The sequence below is a fragment of the Winogradskyella immobilis genome, from assembly GCF_021887715.1.
Lineage (GTDB): Bacteria > Bacteroidota > Bacteroidia > Flavobacteriales > Flavobacteriaceae > Winogradskyella > Winogradskyella immobilis.
Window position 1 is genome coordinate 172,127 of record NZ_JAIQXX010000001.1, and the last position, 14,602, is coordinate 186,728.

The window sequence follows — 14,602 nt, forward strand, 5'->3', positions numbered from 1 at the left end:
TCAATTTGAATATTGAAACTATTGTTTATATTTGCATCCCGATTATTAATAGATATAATCGAAAATGTATTGCTAGCGTGGTGGTCCCGATAGCTATCGGGATGATAGACACGCAATACTAAAAAGAATGCGGGCGTGGTGGAATTGGTAGACACGCTAGACTTAGGATCTAGTGCCGCGAGGTGTGGGAGTTCGAGTCTCCCCGCCCGCACAGAGAGTTAAGACTCTTCATTAATTTGAAGGGTCTTTTTTTTTATATAAAATTATGAGATGAAGAGGAGACGAGAAGTTTACCCTGAGCGAAGTCGAAGGGAGTCTCCCCGCCCGCACAGAGAGTTAAGACTCTTCATTAATTTGAAGGGTCTTTTTTTATATGATTCTACAATGTGTATTCCTAAATTTAATTTAACCCAATATTCTATATTAGAAAAACCTTACAAATAACATTTTATTTATTTTGAGTTTTTTGTAACAAAACTAGATGTTATTCAGTCTTATAAGTATAAAATAAATCAATTATTATTATCTTTGCAATATCATAAATTAACAATGGTGGACTTAAACGATAATTTAGAATCTCCTTTTTTTCTAAAGTTGAGCTTTAATAAGTATCTCAATCAGTTTGAAAAATTAATACAATCTGATAATGAAATAGTTAGGGTTAATGCGCGCCGTAAGTTAGATATTGCAAAGCAAAACCCAATACTTAGAGATGGGTTTAGTGATTTATCATATTTAAAAACCTATAAAGAAGAGATACAAGAAATTCTTCAAGATGTTTTTAATCCACTATTAACACTTAATGAAATTAAGACAGCTTCGGCTCCTTTTCATCAGGTTATTTTTAATTCTACCGAACGTTTTGATAATATTATAAATGTAGCTGGAAAAGATTTTGAGCTCGAAATAAAAAACATGCCAAAAGATGATATGTACATTATTATGTGTACGATTATTCTTAGCAGATGTTATGGTTATAATATTAATATAAAACGACCATTCTTTTACGAAATACCAGATGCTAAAGGTATAATGCATTACTATAAAATTCTACTTAATGCAGATTTTATAGAAATAATCCCTAAAGAAGGAACTCCTAAAATAACAGAAGAAGATTTTGATACGCTTTTAGATAATTTTGAAAACATTGAACTTTGGAAAGAAAAGTTCCCTCAAAACAGTTACATAGTTAAGGGATTTGTAATTTCTAATATTTTTGATGTTACAGACGATCAATCCATATCAAATGTTAAGTCTACACTTATTGGTGAAGAAAAAAGAAATGATGAAAGTTTTATGGAAGATTTCCATGAAATTTTCAGATCTCTATTAGATTTAAAAGATATTAAAGTAGGCTTTTCTATATATAATAAAGAAGAAGATACTTTTGAGCGTGTTTATGGTGCAGGGATGAATAGCTATTTACTAAATCAATTAGATGCTAATCGTTGTACAGGCGCATTATGTGGAAGATCTTATAATACATTGTTAAAGGAAAAGAAGTTCTATACTGTATCTGACGTAGATAAGTATTATAAGATTTCTAAAGGTAAAGCACCTCAGTATAAAACATTGCAAGATCAAAATATAAAAAGTGCCATTTTAGCACCAATAGCTAATGATGAAGGCTTAATGGGGATTTTAGAAATAGTATCTCATGAGCCTAAAGTACTAAATAGTATTAACGCCAATAAGTTGGTTGATGTAATGCCTTTTATTGTATCTGCGGTAGAACGTTCTAAAAACGAAGAAGTCAACCTTATTGAAGCGATTATACAAAAAGAATGTACATCGATTCATCCAAGTGTACATTGGAAGTTCGAAAAAGAAGCTCGTAATTTCATTAAAGATCAATTAAAAGGTCAAAAACCTAGTTTTAATAAAATAGCATTTGACGATGTGTATCCGTTATACGGGCAGATAGATATTAAAGGATCTTCTAATGCTAGAAATTGGGCAACACAACAAGATATAAAAACACAATTAACTGCTGCAAAAGATATTTTAGAAGAAGTTAATCAGGTACAACAATTGCCAATTTATGAGCAATATATATATCAAATCGATGAGTACTTAAACGAAATTGATTTACATTTTCAGGTAGATAGCGAACAACAAATCTCTCTCTTTTTTAATAATGATATTCATCCTATTTTAAGACATATTGGTAAATCTAATATCATGGCTTCTGAAATAGCTATTTATTTTGAAAATATTCACACTAAGGTAAATGCAGTCTATCATCATAGAAAAAAATACGACGATACTATTGCATATATAAATAAAGAAATGGCTTCGCTTTTAGATAAAAAGCAGCAAGATGCACAATTAATGTATCCGCATTACTTTGAACGTTATAAAACGGATGGTGTAGAACACAATATGTATGTTGGTGAGTCTATTACTAAGGAAGAAAGTTTTAATTTAATGTACCTTTATAATTTAAGACTTTGGCAATTGCAAGTTATGTGCGAGATGGAGAATGCCTATTATAATATGCGTTCTAATTTCCCTGTAGCATTAGATGTAGCTTCAATGATATTAGTGTTTAATCAACCATTATCTGTTAGTTTTAGAATGGACGAGAAACAGTTTGATGTTGATGGTACATATAATGCGCGTTACGAAATTGTGAAAAAACGTGTAGATAAAGCCTACATAAAAGGGACAACCGAACGTGTTACTCAAAAAGGGAAAATAAGTATTATCTATTCTCAGAAAGAAGATGAGAAAGAATATATAAGATATATTAAGTTTTTACAATCTAAGCACTTATTAGATACAGATGTAGAAATAGTAGAGCTACAAGATTTACAGGCGGTAACAGGACTTAAAGCATTGCGAGTAAGTGTGCTTTATCATAGAGATGATAATGATAAAGAATTCTATACTTATGATGATTTAATGAAAGAGATTAATGCTTAAGATTTAAACGGCACCTGAGAACTGAAATGCAATAGCAAAAGCAGCAACACTAACAATTATACCTACAATAAATACAGTGTAGGTTATTCTAAGAATATTATATTTTCGGTTTAATACTAGTCCTAAAAAGTATAAATCTTTTTTCATAGAAGAATAGAGATAGTCCTTGTCTTGCATCATTTCTCCCATAGCCCATTCAAATTCATCTAATTTCATTTTGTGGAAATTTCCAAAGAATAATAAATTCACTTTTTTATTGGCAACATCTTCTTTAGTAAATTTTCCGCTAGTAACGTTAGGTCGTGTTGCTAAAACAGATAAAATCATAGATGCTACTGTAAACAATACAAAAATAACAGTAGGCCAAATTAAGTATGTATTAGAAGCATTATCTAATTTAGAAACTAAATTAGAGAGAACTAAAGATACAATAATAGCATTAACCGAAAGTAAAATATTGGCCTTTGTATCAGCAATGTCACTCAGTGTAATATGGTTTTTTAGAGTGACTCTAAACATGGTTTCTATACCACGTTCTGGTAAACCAAGCTTGTTTTTCTTAAAAGTTAGTTCTTCTTTTTTTTGAGTTAGTTTCTTTTTATCGTCTTTAGTTTTCTTTTCTAATTTTATTAATTGCGATAAATTTTTGCCTTTGGTTTTGTCCCAAATAGAAGAAGCCGCATCCGAGTAAAATCGATGCTTAGTAGCTAAAAAGTCAATATTTTCATTCAACCAATCAGATTCAGATAGTTTTCGTTTGCAGGTCAATTCCCATTCTTTCCTTAAAAGATCTGAGATTTCAAAATAATTTTTACTGCCAATATGAGAACAATCGGCATCTTTGATAATCTTTTCTAATAGATCTGCTGGAGAATGATGTATTTCAGTAGCTAAAATTATTTTAGAAACCATTTTAATACCATCAGCATTATAATTATGTGTATTTAAAAATGCTTCAGCTATAGCAATACTAGCTTTTTCATGTTTATCTATAGTTTTAGTATATCCAGTATCATGAAACCAAGCCGCAAGTATTAAATATTCCTTGTCTTTATCATCAATATTAGACAGTTCAGCAAGCTCTATTGATTTAGAAACTACACGTTGTGTATGCGGTAAATTATGATATATAAATGGAGTGTCTAATTCGTCATTTAAAAGACTGACGACATGTTTCTCTGCTTTTGATATAATGTTTTCCATAAAAAAAATAATAGACTAATTTAAGAATAATTTATTACCTAATCAGTCGGTAATGCAGTAACTTAGCTAACAATTTGTTTTGATGGAATTTATAAGAAGGTTTTTCGACAAAATTCAGGTCACAACACTTAAAAAAATGACTAAACTTTATGCTAAATTGGAAACATATCATGGATTTTACGGTAAACGGTAATCCAAAACCAGATAGAAGAGTAGAAAAATCTGAAGTAGAATGGAAGAATCAATTAACACCAGAACAATATAGAATAACAAGATTAAAAGGAACGGAGGCACCACATTCAGGAGCATTATGTAGCACACATGATGCAGGTATATATAGTTGTATTTGCTGTGATACAAAACTCTTTGATTCTACAATAAAATACGAAAGTAAATCAGGTTGGCCTAGTTTTACACAACCCATAAAAGAGAATGCCATTAAATATAAAAAAGATACCTCATATGGGATGATACGCGTTGAGGTGATGTGTAATACTTGTGACGCTCATTTAGGACATATTTTTCCGGACGGACCAGAACCAAGTGGTCTGCGTTATTGTGTAAATTCAGAGTCTATTAAAATTGAAAAAATAAATGACTAAAAATATTCAAATAGCAACAGTTGGTGGAGGTTGTTTTTGGTGCACAGAAGCGGTCTTTTTAGAGGTTAATGGAGTAGAGAAAGTAATTTCAGGATATTCAGGAGGAAATGTTCCTGGGCATCCAACATATCGTGAGGTTTGTTCAGGCTTAACTGGGCATGCGGAGGTAATACAAATTACATTTGATGCGGATATTATTTCTTATGAAGACATTCTTATCATTTTTATGACAACACACGATCCTACAACATTAAATCGTCAAGGTGCGGATAGAGGTACGCAATATCGTTCAGTCATTTTTTATCATAATGATGGTCAGAAAAATATTGCTGAGATTGTAGTAAATGAATTAAGCTCTCATTTTGAAAATAAAATAGTTACTGAAGTTAGTGCTTTAGATGTGTTTTATGAAGCAGAGAAAGAGCATCATAATTACTATAATCAAAACCAAACTCAAGGTTATTGTAGTTTTGTAATTACGCCAAAACTGCAAAAATTACGAAAGTTGCATGCTGATAAACTAAAAACGTCTTAAGCAAAAAATGACAAGATGCAATTAAATATCAGTGATACTTTTAATAAAGAACTGCCAGCAGATCCTGTTATGGAAAATACACGGAGAAAGGTTTTTGAGGCAACACATTCTTATGTAACTCCTCAAATACCACTAGATCCAAAGATTGTTCATGTATCAAAAGACATGCTAAACGACATAGGTTTAGATGAAAAAAGCATGACGTCTGAAGATTTTTTTAATATATTTTCTGGTAAAAAGGTATACCCGCAAACTAAACCCTATGCTATGGCTTATGCAGGTCATCAATTTGGTAATTGGGCAGGGCAATTGGGAGACGGAAGAGCTATAAATCTATTTGAGGTTAGTCATAACAAAAAACGTTGGGCATTACAATTAAAAGGAGCAGGAGCAACACCGTATTCAAGACAGGGAGATGGTTTGGCAGTACTAAGATCTTCGATTAGAGAATATTTATGCAGTGAAGCTATGCATCATTTAGGCGTACCAACAACTCGCGCATTAAGTTTAATGTTATCTGGTAATAAAGTACTTAGAGATATCCTTTATGATGGTAATGCTAATTATGAAAAAGGTGCAATAGTTACACGCTTAGCTCCGAGTTTTATACGTTTTGGAAATTTCGAATTATTTGCAGCTCGTAAAGAGCTAAAAAATTTAAAAGTATTAACAGATTATACAATTAAACATTTCTACCCTGAATTGGGTAAGCCTTCAAAAGCTACTTATATCGCTTTTTTTAAAACGGTTTCGGAACGTACTTTAAAAATGATTGTAGATTGGCAACGTGTAGGTTTTGTGCATGGAGTAATGAATACCGATAATATGTCTATTCTAGGTTTAACCATAGATTATGGGCCATACGGTTGGTTAGAAGGTTTTGATTTTGGTTGGACGCCAAATACTACGGATGCACAAAATAAAAGATACAGATATGGTAATCAACCTAATATTGGATTATGGAATTTATACCAATTGGCAAATGCATTGTATCCATTAATTGAAGATACAACTCCTCTAGAAGATATATTAAACACATATAAAACAAATTTTGATATAGAATCGCTACAAATGATGCGTTCTAAATTAGGGTTAGAGTTAAAAGAGAATTCCGATAAGCAACTGATTTCAGATTTAGAAGATTGTCTTTTACTTTTAGAAACCGATATGACTATCTTTTTTAGATTATTGTCTAACTACAAAAAAGGGAATTCAGAAAAAGGGATTGAATGTATAAAAGATGCATTTTATAAGCCCGAAGAATTTTCAGAAGTCATACAAGAAAAATGGAAAGGTTGGTTTAGTGCTTACGACTCAAGATTAGGGAAAGAAACAATTTTAGATGAAGAGCGTTTACAAAAAATGAATGCTGTAAACCCTAAATATGTTCTTAGAAATTATATGGCTCAGTTGGCTATAGATAAAGCAGACGAAGAAGATTATAGCTTAATAGAAACGTTTTTTAATATGTTACAAAACCCATATAAGGAACAACCAGAATATCAACATTGGTTTGCAAAACGACCAGATTGGGCAAGGCATAAGGTAGGCTGTTCAATGCTATCGTGTAGTTCTTAAAGTTTTGTTTAAATCGCTATATGAATTGAAGGAATTATAATGAGAAAGCGGAAAACAAAATATAGATACAGCTTGGTTTTGTCCAGAAGTATTAGAATTAGCTACAAGTATAAAAAATAGAGTAGCCTTTTGGTGAGAAGTTAAAATTGAAAAATAGAATAGATAAAATAGCATTAGGAGGTGGTTGTCATTGGTGCACTGAGGCAATCTTTCAATCATTAAAAGGTGTTGAGTTTGTAGAACAAGGTTATGTAGCCTCAATAGACAAAAACAATACATTTTCAGAAGCGGTTATTGTGTATTTTAACGCGCAAATGATTACATTGCAGATGTTAATAGAAATTCATTTACACACGCATAAAAGTACCAGTAATCATTCAATGAGAGCTAAGTACCGTTCAGCAGTTTATACGTTTTCGTTAGAACAAGAACAAGAATCAAAATTAGTAATAAATGATTTTCAAAATAAATTTGAAAATAAATTAATAACACAAGTAATACCGTTTTCGGAATTTAAAGCCTCTAGAGAAGCCATTCAAAATTATTATCAAAAAAATCCAAACAAACCATTTTGTGAGACATTTATTAATCCAAAACTTCGATTTTTGATAGATAAATACTCAATTGCGCTTAATAAGGAAAAAGTAGCGCATTTAAATGATCAACATATCAACATATGAAAAGTACTAAATTAAAAATAACAAATAGAAAAGGTTTAGTTTTAAATGCACAATTAGAATTACCTGCAAATCAAAAACCTAATTACTATGCTATTTTTGCGCATTGTTTTACATGTAGTAGTAGCTTAAGTGCTGTGCGTAATGTAAGTAGAGCATTAACTAAAGATGGTTTTGCTGTTGTGCGTTTCGATTTTACAGGTTTAGGACGTAGTGAAGGTAAATTTGCTGACAGTCATTTTTCAGCTAATGTTGAAGATTTAATTGATGTTCATAGCTATATGTCTTCTAATTTTAATGCTCCTTCGCTATTGGTAGGGCATTCTTTAGGTGGTGCTGCAGTCTTAGTAGCCGCATCACAAATTGAAGCTGTAAGAGCAGTAGCTACAGTAGGAGCGCCTGCAACTGTAAGCCATGTAAAACACTTATTTTCTCATGGTATTGAAGAAGTTAAAGAAAAGGGAGAAGTAGAGGTAAATATTGGAGGGAGACCATTTGTAATTAATCAAGATTTTGTCGAAGCTTTTGATAAAACGGATTTGCCTCAAACGGTAAAGGGATTAAGAAAACCACTTTTAATTTTACATTCACCAACCGATACTACAGTTGGTGTAAACAATGCACAAGAGTTATATCATAATGCGCATCACCCAAAAAGTTTTGTAAGTTTAGATGGAGCAGATCATTTATTAACTAGAGATACGGATAGTAATTATGTAGGATCAGTAATAGGAACATGGGTAAAACGTTATTTCCCTAGTGTAGACCATAGAATGATCAGTACTGAAGGAGAACAATTAGTTGGTCATCTTAATATTTTAGAAGATAATTTTACAACATCCATACAGACAAAAAAGCATACAATGATTGCTGATGAGCCTGCTTCTGTAGGCGGAAGTGATTTTGGACCATCTCCTTACGAGTACTTAAACGCAGCATTAGCAGCATGTACCGTAATGACATTAAAAATGTATGCTGCACGTAAAAAATGGGATTTAGAAGAAGTATTTGTTTACATATCACACTCCCGTGTTCATAGTAACGATTTAGAAATAGAAGTAGATCAACCAAAATATTTAGACCATATCAGTAAGAAATTGAAATTTGTTGGTAACTTAGACGCTTCGCAAAAAGAAAGATTAAAAGAAATAGCATCTCGTTGCCCAGTTCATAAAACAATAGAAAGTAACGTTATTTTTAACACACAAATAATACAACATTAAAATTGCAAACTTTAATTACTCAACAGACATTAAAAGATCGATTTTTAGCGGTTAGATATACAACAGAAACTATTTGTAAATCCTTAGAAAGAGATGATTATTCGGTACAACCAGAAGCATCAGTATCTCCGCCTAAATGGCACCTAGGACATACAACTTGGTTTTTTGAACAATTTGTATTGTCACAATTTAAACCAGGTTATAAAAATTTCCATAAAGATTTTTCCTATTGTTTTAATAGTTATTATAATAATGTTGGTAGTCGTATACTAAGAGTTAATCGAAGTAATATGACGCGTCCAACAGTTGACGAAATATATAATTATAGAAGCTATGTCAGTTCTCATCTGGCTGAATTTTTAGAAACTGAAATTTCTGAAGAGATTAAAGGTTTAGTAGAAATGGGACTGCAGCATGAAGAGCAACACCAAGAGTTACTAGTTTATGATATAAAATATATTTTCGGACATCAACCTTTATTTCCTGTATTAGACACAGAAATTCAGTTAAAGTCAGAAGAAGATGATATAGAATTTATTTCAGTTAAAGAAGGTATTTATGAGATAGGTCATAAATGTAATGAAACATTCTGTTTTGATAATGAGTTAGGAGTACATAAAGTTTACCTTAATGATTATAAAATTGCAAATCGACTAGTTACAAATGCTGAATATATTGAGTTTATTGAAGCTGGAGGTTATAGTAATTTTAACTATTGGCATGCAGATGGCTGGACACACATTAATGAAAATAATATTACCTCACCAATGTATTGGCATAAGCAAGATGGTAAATGGATGTATTATACCTTAAAAGGACTTAAAGAAATAGATGCCAATTTACCTGTTAACCATGTTAGCTTTTATGAAGCATGGGCATATGCAGAATGGAAAGATTTGCGTCTACCAACAGAATTTGAATGGGAAATCGCTTCAAGTCAACTAAATTATGGTCAGCTATGGGAGTGGACAAATAGTGCTTACTTACCATATCCAAAATATGCCAAAGCTGATGGAGCTATTGGAGAATATAACGGTAAATTTATGGTTAATACAATGGTATTACGAGGATCTTGTTTAGCTACAGCATCTAATCATAGTAGACCTACATATAGAAACTTTTTTACTCCAGAAAGTCAGTGGCAATTCTCGGGTATTAGATTGGCTAAATAATATATGGATTGCAGCTTTGCAGAAGATGTGCGTTCTGGGTTAACTGCTGAAAAAAAATACTTATTATCAAAGTACTTTTACGACGATAATGGGAGTCGTATTTTTCAGGAGATTATGAATATGCCTGAGTATTACCTTACAGATGCTGAATTTGAAATTCTATCCATACAAGCTAAACAAATTATAGAAGCATTAGACTTTTCTAGACCATTTAATATTGTAGAACTTGGTGCTGGCGATGGTTTTAAAACATTTAAACTTTTAGAGTATTTAGTAAAAGAACGTATCGAAGTAAATTATGTGCCTATTGACATTTCTCAAGAAGCCATGGATATGTTAATAGCTCAACTAAAAAAAAGACTTCCAAGTCTTAATGTTATCCCAAAAATTGGCGACTATTTCGAGATACTAAAAGCATTTAAAAAAGATAATCACCCAAGTTTGTTATTGTTTTTAGGTGCCAATATTGGTAACTATTCAGATAAAAATGCAATAGAACTTTTAAAGTTATTTAACGATAACATGAAAAAAGGGGATAAACTTTTGATAGGTATAGACTTAAAGAAAAATCCAATAACTATTCATAATGCTTATTTAGATGTTCATGGCATAACAAGACGTTTTAATTTAAATTTGTTATTAAGAATTAATAGAGAATTAGGAGCTAACTTTAATATAAATAATTTCGATTTTTATTGCTATTATAATCCAGACAATGGAGAACTAAATAGTTATATAGTAAGTTTAAAACAGCAGCAAGTTGATATTAAAAAGATAGGTCTCTCTGTTCATTTTAATTATAACGAACTTATTTGGACAGAACTTTCTAAGAAATATGATTTTAACGAAATAAATAATTTAGCCTCAGAATCTAAGTTTTCTATTGTTCAGAATTTTTTAGATACTAAGCATTACTTCACAGACAGTCTTTGGAAAAAATAAAGTCAATCATATTATGTACTTTTATTAAGTAATTAAAATTAACCCAATGAAAAAGTATTATAAACCAATTGTTTTAGTGGCGTTAATATTTATAGTCACATCTTGTGCAACACTAAAAGTAAAAGTCAACGATTCTGCGGTTAAGAGCTATCCAGAAGAAAAAGAGTTAGTACATTCATTTTATCTTTTAGGAGATGCCGGAAACTCATCTATAGAGAATAGTACAAGTGCCATACAACAATTTAAGTCCGCATTAAGTAACGCTCCAAAACAAAGCACAGCTATTTTTTTAGGAGACAATATTTACGATAATGGTTTTCCAGAAAAGAACAACGAAGATAGAGCTCTAGCAGAGCACCGTCTTCAAGTACAAGTAGACGCGGTTAAGGATTTTAAAGGTAATACTATTTTCATTCCAGGAAATCACGATTGGTATAGTGGATTAGATGGTTTAAAACGTCAAGAAAAATTTGTTGAAGCAGCATTAGGAAAAAACACATTTTTACCAGAAAATGGTTGCCCAATTGAAAAGGTAGATATTAGTGATGATGTTGTTATGATAATAGTGGACTCCGAGTGGTATTTAGCAGATTGGAATAAGCATCCTAAAATTAATGATGATTGTGAAATTATAACGCGAAATGGTTTTTTCGATGAGTTAGAAGGATTGATAAAAAAAGCTAGAGGAAAGACGACTCTGATAGCAATGCATCATCCAATGTTTTCTAATGGACCTCATGGAGGGCAATTTTCGTTTTCGCAACATATGACTCCTCTACCAGTTTTAGGAACTCTTAAAAATGTAATAAGAAAATCAGGTGGAGTTTCACCTCAAGATATACAGAATAAAATATATAATACATTTAAAAAACGTGTAATTACATTATCTCAAGAAAATGATAAGGTCATCTTTGTTTCGGGCCATGAACATAGTTTACAATATATCGTTCAAGATAATTTACCGCAAATTGTAAGTGGATCTGGCTCAAAAGAAAACCCTACAAAAATGACAGCTAATGGGTTGTTTTTGGCAAGTCACCAAGGATATGCAAGATTAGATGTTTTCTCAGACGGATCATCTCATGTAAGATTTTATAATGCAGAAGATAAGAGTATTGTTTTTCAGACTCAAGTATTAAACCCTGATAAAGACATTACATCTACAAATTATAATTCATCGTTTGCGCCAACTAAAACGACATCGATTTATAGTGAAGAAGAAACGAGCAAAAGCAGATTCTACAAAAAACTTTGGGGTAAACGCTATAGAGAATATTTTAGCACAAATGTAGAAGTGCCTACGATAAGTTTAGATACACTATTTGGTGGTTTAAAACCTGTTAGAAAAGGAGGCGGTCATCAATCTAAATCTTTACGATTAGAAGATGCTAAAGGGCGAGAGTACGTAATGCGTGCCTTACGTAAAAACGCAGTACAATACCTTCAGGCAGTTGTATTTAAAGATCAATATATTGAAGGTCAGTTTAACAACACTTACACAGAAGGATTATTACTAGATGTTTTTACGGGCTCGCATCCATATGCACCATTGGCAGTTGGTAGATTAGCAGATGCTGCAGGCGTATACCACACAAACCCTGTTTTGTATTATGTGCCTAAACAAAATGCATTAGGAGAATTTAATGAAGATTTTGGAGATGAATTGTATATGCTCGAAGAACGAGCAGCGGATAATCATGGAGACAAAGCAAGCTTTGGGTTTTCTAATGAGCTTATAAGTACTAATGACATGTTAAAGAAGCTTCAAAAAAATGAAGATCATGTACTAGATGAAGTCTCATATATACGTGCGCGTTTATTTGATATGCTTATTGGCGATTGGGATAGACATCAAGATCAATGGCGTTGGGCAATATTTAAAGAAGATGGTAAAACAATATATAGACCAGTACCAAGAGACAGAGATCAAGCATTTTCAGTTATGTCCGATGGTGCATTGTTGAGTTTTGCTACCACAATAATTCCAGATATTAGATTACTTAGATCTTATAAAGAAGATATTAAAAGTGTTAAATGGTTTAATTTAGAGCCTTATCCATTAGACATTGCTTTAATAAATAAGTCAGATCAAGGTATATGGAATGATCAGGTAAAACGCATTATAGATAATGTAACGGATGAAGTTATTGATGAAGCATTTGCAAATATGCCAAAGGAGGTTAATGATGAAACTATTGGCGAAATAAAAAGAAAATTAAAAGGAAGACGTTCAAACCTTCAAAAAATTTCAGACTCTTATTATAACCATATAAATAAATATGCCATCATAAAAGGAACAAATAAAGATGACATATTTGATGTTGAGCGTTTGCCAAATGGTAAAACTAGAGTGTTAGCATACCGAAATATAAAAGGAGAAAAAGGCGAATTGTTTTTTGATAGAACCTTTATAAAAGATCAAACTAAAGAAATATGGATTTATGCATTAGATGATAAAGATATTTTTAATGTAAAAGGAGATGGAGACAAGGTAATTCGATTACGATTAATAGGAGGGCAAAATAAAGATACTTATAATATTGTAAACGGAAAACGCGTAAAACTCTATGATTATAAATCTAAGGAAAGTAAGTTTACAACCAATAAAGGGATAAAAAAGTTGACTGATGATTATGAGGTTAACACCTATGATTATACTAAATTTAAAAACAACTCAAATCAGTTTATACCAACTATTGGAGCCAATCCAGATGATGGATTTAGATTAGGTTTTGTAAATACGTACACCGTATCCACTTACAATTTTCAGCGTAATCCATTTATTTCTAAACACACGTTGTCTGGAGCATATTATTTTGCTACAAGCGGTTATGATTTTGCACTTAATAGTGAGTTTTCTAGAATTAAAGGAAATTGGAGTTTAGGTGTTAAAGTCGCTTATACAAGTCCTAATTTTAGCAGAAACTTTTTTGGTTTAGGTAATAGTACACCTAATTTTGAACCCGATGACGTTGTTAATTTAGATTTTAATCGTGTTAGGATTAGAAATTTTAATGTATCTCCAGCATTGATTTGGAGAGGACGATCAGGAGCTGCATTTAAAGTAGGTGCTAGTTATGAATCTATTGAAATAGAAAATACACAAGGCCGATTTATAGAAACAGCAAGTATGTTACCAGCAAGAATCTTTGATGGACAAGATTTCTTAGGAGTTAATGCAATATATTCATATAGAAATAAGGATAACGAAGCCTTTCCTACGTTAGGAATGGAATTTAATTTAGAAGCAGGTTATAAAGCAAATATAGACGAGTCTAATAGTTACGGCTATGTTATACCTTCGCTTGGTTTCGATTACAAGTTAATACCTAGTGGTCAATTGGTATTAGCAACAAAAGTTAAAGGTCACATTAATATAGGAGACGATTTTGAGTTTTATCAAGCAGCTTCTATTGGCGCTAATAACGGTTTGCGTGGTTATAGAAATGAACGTTTTACAGGTAAAAGAGCATTTTATCAAACTACAGATGTCCGTTTAAATCTAAGGAAAACTAAAACAGGAATATTACCTTTAAACATTGGTGTTTATGGAGGTTTTGATTACGGGCGTGTATGGATCGATGATGAGTTTGTAGCCAACCCACTTTTTAATTCTGATACTTGGAACACATCTGTCGGCGGTGGAATTTTTATCAATGCAGCAAATAAAATAACAGGAAATATCTCAGCATTTAGTAGTGATGACGAATTACGATTAGCCTTTGCTTTAGGATTTGGGTTCTAG

The 14,602-nt window shown here is 31.7% G+C and carries 10 protein-coding genes and 1 tRNA gene; 10 read left to right on the forward strand and 1 reads right to left on the reverse strand.

From position 1 onward, the window contains the following. The first annotated feature begins 129 nt into the window (after positions 1-129). Positions 130-211: transfer RNA gene (locus tag K8Z87_RS00745), tRNA-Leu, on the forward strand. Between the two features lie 338 nt (positions 212-549). After that, positions 550-2,925 (forward strand): GAF domain-containing protein, encoded by a 2,376-nt coding sequence (locus K8Z87_RS00750; RefSeq protein WP_227475519.1) that lies wholly within the window; start codon positions 550-552, stop codon positions 2,923-2,925. Between the two features lie 3 nt (positions 2,926-2,928). Here K8Z87_RS00750 and K8Z87_RS00755 read toward each other — a convergent pair whose 3' ends face one another. Continuing rightward, positions 2,929-4,128 carry a Pycsar system effector family protein gene (locus K8Z87_RS00755; protein ID WP_227475520.1) on the reverse strand — a complete coding sequence of 400 codons (1,200 nt, stop codon included), beginning with the start codon at positions 4,126-4,128 and terminating at the stop codon, positions 2,929-2,931. A gap of 149 nt (positions 4,129-4,277) precedes the next feature. On the opposite strand from K8Z87_RS00755, the gene msrB reads away from it, so the two are divergent. The 8 genes from msrB (at position 4,278) to K8Z87_RS00795 (ending at position 14,602) form a co-directional block, all read left to right on the forward strand. Next, a complete protein-coding gene (gene msrB / locus K8Z87_RS00760) occupies positions 4,278-4,730 on the forward strand; it encodes a peptide-methionine (R)-S-oxide reductase MsrB (RefSeq protein WP_227475521.1) in 453 nt (150 codons plus the stop codon). Continuing rightward, the gene (gene msrA, locus K8Z87_RS00765; protein ID WP_227475522.1) at positions 4,723-5,265 is read left to right on the forward strand and encodes a peptide-methionine (S)-S-oxide reductase MsrA; all 543 of its coding nucleotides are present in this window, start codon (positions 4,723-4,725) and stop codon (positions 5,263-5,265) included. The genes msrB and msrA overlap by 8 nt, the downstream gene beginning before the upstream one ends. A gap of 15 nt (positions 5,266-5,280) precedes the next feature. Continuing rightward, entirely contained in the window at positions 5,281-6,843 is a 1,563-nt protein-coding gene (locus tag K8Z87_RS00770; RefSeq protein WP_227475523.1) for a protein adenylyltransferase SelO, read from the forward strand. A gap of 146 nt (positions 6,844-6,989) precedes the next feature. Further along, positions 6,990-7,523, forward strand: coding sequence for a peptide-methionine (S)-S-oxide reductase (locus K8Z87_RS00775; protein ID WP_227475524.1), 534 nt, complete (start codon positions 6,990-6,992; stop codon positions 7,521-7,523). Continuing rightward, a complete protein-coding gene (locus K8Z87_RS00780; RefSeq protein ID WP_227475525.1) occupies positions 7,520-8,743 on the forward strand; it encodes a bifunctional alpha/beta hydrolase/OsmC family protein in 1,224 nt (407 codons plus the stop codon). The genes K8Z87_RS00775 and K8Z87_RS00780 overlap by 4 nt, the downstream gene beginning before the upstream one ends. 2 nt (positions 8,744-8,745) lie before the next feature. Then, complete coding sequence (gene egtB / locus K8Z87_RS00785) at positions 8,746-9,915, forward strand: ergothioneine biosynthesis protein EgtB (RefSeq protein ID WP_227475526.1); 1,170 nt, start codon at positions 8,746-8,748, stop codon at positions 9,913-9,915. A gap of 3 nt (positions 9,916-9,918) precedes the next feature. Next, positions 9,919-10,857 carry an L-histidine N(alpha)-methyltransferase gene (locus tag K8Z87_RS00790; protein WP_227475527.1) on the forward strand — a complete coding sequence of 313 codons (939 nt, stop codon included), beginning with the start codon at positions 9,919-9,921 and terminating at the stop codon, positions 10,855-10,857. 46 nt (positions 10,858-10,903) lie between these two features. Further along, the gene (locus tag K8Z87_RS00795; RefSeq protein WP_227475528.1) at positions 10,904-14,602 is read left to right on the forward strand and encodes a metallophosphoesterase; all 3,699 of its coding nucleotides are present in this window, start codon (positions 10,904-10,906) and stop codon (positions 14,600-14,602) included.